At 39.8% G+C, this 2,996-nt stretch carries 4 protein-coding genes; 3 read left to right on the top strand and 1 reads right to left on the bottom strand.

Annotated features, from left to right (window positions below; all coding sequences use genetic code 11):
- The 3 genes from VNZ46_RS13440 to VNZ46_RS13430 all read left to right on the top strand — a co-directional run.
- Positions 1 to 843, top strand: an 843-nt coding sequence (locus tag VNZ46_RS13440; RefSeq protein ID WP_325560609.1) for a sensor histidine kinase, incomplete at its 5' end; no start/stop codon positions are given.
- A gap of 3 nt (positions 844 to 846) precedes the next feature.
- Complete coding sequence (locus VNZ46_RS13435; protein ID WP_325560608.1) at positions 847 to 1,512, top strand: response regulator transcription factor; 666 nt, start codon at positions 847 to 849, stop codon at positions 1,510 to 1,512.
- Between the two features lie 162 nt (positions 1,513 to 1,674).
- Complete coding sequence (locus VNZ46_RS13430) at positions 1,675 to 1,926, top strand: hypothetical protein (RefSeq protein WP_325560607.1); 252 nt, start codon at positions 1,675 to 1,677, stop codon at positions 1,924 to 1,926.
- Positions 1,927 to 2,278: 352 nt separating this feature from the next.
- On the opposite strand, the gene VNZ46_RS13425 is transcribed toward VNZ46_RS13430, so the two are convergent.
- Positions 2,279 to 2,996: GIN domain-containing protein (locus tag VNZ46_RS13425; RefSeq protein WP_325560606.1), on the bottom strand; the 718-nt coding region annotated here is incomplete at its 5' end.

Raw genomic sequence — 2,996 nt, 5'->3', positions numbered from 1 at the left:
CTGGAATTTACACGCCACGATCATGGTCATTATGTACCTTATCTTTGCCTGGGCATTCCTTCGATTAAAGCCAAGCCAATGAGTATGTATTTATATATCATATTGGGCATGACGGCCACATTTCTGCTGTGCCTGGCTACTATTTTATTCTATATCAAGTACCGGAAAAACATTTTAAAGAAACAATACGAACTGAAGACGGCAGAAGTGCAATATCAAAAGAACTTATTAAAAGCTACTATCAACTCGCAGGAATCAGAGCGGAAACGTATTGGAATGGATTTACACGATGAAGTGGGTGCAAACTTGTCTTATCTCCGCCTTCTAATAGAGAATTTTGTAGAAAAAAATGAAGGCAGCAGCTCATTGAATCAGTTCAATGAGCAATGCAGGGCTATAATTGACAACATCATCACCAATACACGTAATATTTCTCACAATTTATCCCCGCTGCTCAACAAATCTTATGGCTTTCAGGATATGATTTATGATTACTGTGATGGTATAAACAATTCAGGAAAAATAACGGTCCAGGTTACCTTTGATCAGGACAAAACGGTCAACTTCTCTGATACAGTTACATTGGCTATGTACAGAGTAATTACGGAACTCATTAACAATACCATTAAACATGCGAGAGCAAAACGAATCACCCTTTGTTTTTCTTTTGGAGATGGTTTCTGTACGATGGACTATCATGACGATGGCACAGGAATGGCTCCTGGCCACAAAAAAGGCATGGGTCTGCAAAATATAGAAAGCAGACTTGGAATGATAGGTGCCAGTTATCATATTGCAGATAACATTGCCGGGTTTAATTTATCTGTTACATTACCAGTTTAACTTATGGAAAATATCAGAATTGCACTCGTAGACGACCAACAACTATTTCGGGAAGGAATAGCTTCAATTATTGAACTTCAACCGGAATTCGAACTTCTTTTGGAAGCAGAAAATGGTCAGGATTTTCTGCTTGCCCTTGAACGTGCAGATGTATTGCCCGACATTGCCTTAGTAGACATGGAAATGCCTGTAATGGATGGTATAGAGCTCAATAACCAGATCCAGCGCTTATATCCTCAGATAAAGGTTATTATACTGTCCATGTACACGAAAGAACGATTGATGGCTAGGATGATCCATGATGGAGCAAGTGGCTATCTGGCCAAGAACTGCAATAAACAAGAATTAATTTTAGCCCTGCAGACCACCTATAAAACTGGATTTTATATGAATATGCAGGTATTGAAAGCGATGCAGCACACCTCCTTACAGCCTCATGCGCTTAAAAACGATAATGGTGTCGTTATTGAAATATCACCAAGAGAAAGGGAAGTATTACAGTACATTTGCCAGGAACATACCAATGGCGAAATAGCAGAAAAGCTATTTATTAACATCCGGACTGTTGATGGGCACCGCAACAATCTGTTAACCAAAACAGGCTGTCGTAATACGGCAGGGTTGGTTTTATTTGCCATTAAACACCATATTTTTGAGGTGATCTCTTAATTTTAAGTGCAACCAGGTCTTTTTACCTGTTTGATAAATTGGGCTTTTCTGCCCTAAAATATGCCTGGTCCTTGCTGTTACTTTGCTTATGTCAATTAGAAATGGCAAACGGAGCAGCTGAAAACCGGATAGAGTAGGCAAATTATCTCAAAAATTAAGGCCATGCCACAGAAAACTTTAACATTCAACCACCCTGAAACCACTATAAAACTGGCTAACAATGGATTACACATTACTGCCACCGTAGCGGCAAAAGTAAAGTACTATAAAAATGGGGTATATAAAGGACAAATTAATGTTCCCTTACTGGGAATTCAATTGATACCTGCGGGCCAGGCTCCCAATCCTGCCCCACTCTACAAGTTTGACTATATAGATGGCTTTACCGGCGGAATAGTAACTATTACCTATTAATATTTAGAAACCTACATCTGCACCCTCCCCGGTCTGCATCCAAGAAAACATATTTTCACTTGTTAAGCCAATTCAGGATTAAAAAACAATAATGCCCAGTTTTAACCGGATTATAAAACGACAACCCCTATGCAAAAGCAGCCCCAAAGCCTTGTATCTGGCTTCGTCTTGGTTCGTAGCTTGTTCGCCCTTTCTTCGCCGTAACTTAGGTATACAGGTACTTTTGTCGAACAATTGGCGCTGAAATGCCGGATCATCGAACAACCAACACCGAGGAAGGTAGCACTCTCGCTAAAACAGAAATGGCGGGCACCAGTTAGATACCCGCCATTTCTGATCCGATTCTTTATTCTTATTTCGAAACTTTGCTAGAAGTTACAACTATATTAACCGACTCTGCAAGCTGTGCATCCAGATCAGCATGAAATACGGGGCTCGATGAAACAGTTTTTAAGGCTGCAAATTGGTTTACATTGATTTGTGAAGCATCAGCGATTACCGATATATGGCGTTCTGCAGATCCGCTTAGTTTCAACGAAGAAGCGTCTTTGGTCACCGTGTATACATCCTGTGCAACAACATTCACATCCACTTTGGCATTGTCCTGTACAAATACCTGAAGCACTGGCAAGTTGAAACGGCCGGTTGATTTTACAACTGCATTTTCAGAAGCATCAATTCTTTTCAAGTCATTCACGGTCAAATACACGGTTGTTGTTTCATCACCCGTAGAATTGATGAACAATTTGTTACCCTCTCTTTTGAAAGAAACTTTAGCTTCAGTTTGATCTGTCTCTACACGGAATCCTTCTTTAGCGCCCTGAGTTAAATATACCTTTACATTTCCAGTCACTTTAATCATGGTTGCACCGGAAACGGTAGAAACTGCGGATAGATTTTTGTCGCCTTCTTTTGCAAAAGTGGTAAATGCAGATGAAGTTAAAACGATAGCAGTTAATGCTGTTGCGAATAAGGTTTTGATAGCGGTTTTCATATCTTTATGTTTTAAGTTTTTTAAATTCTCTTTGTACATAAGACGTACGCAAACCACAAACGTTTCACCCCTTTTG

The organism is Pedobacter sp. (genome assembly GCF_035566355.1).
Lineage (GTDB): Bacteria > Bacteroidota > Bacteroidia > Sphingobacteriales > Sphingobacteriaceae > Pedobacter.
Note: the sequence above shows the minus strand (reverse complement) of the source record. Positions and strands in the feature narration are given on the sequence as shown.

What these genes read in the sequence shown, in the direction of transcription:
- VNZ46_RS13435 (WP_325560608.1), top strand. Translation starts at nt 847, where the DNA reads ATGGAAAATATCAGAATTGCACTCGTAGACGACCAACAACTATTTCGG.
- VNZ46_RS13430 (WP_325560607.1), top strand. Translation starts at nt 1,675, where the DNA reads ATGCCACAGAAAACTTTAACATTCAACCACCCTGAAACCACTATAAAA.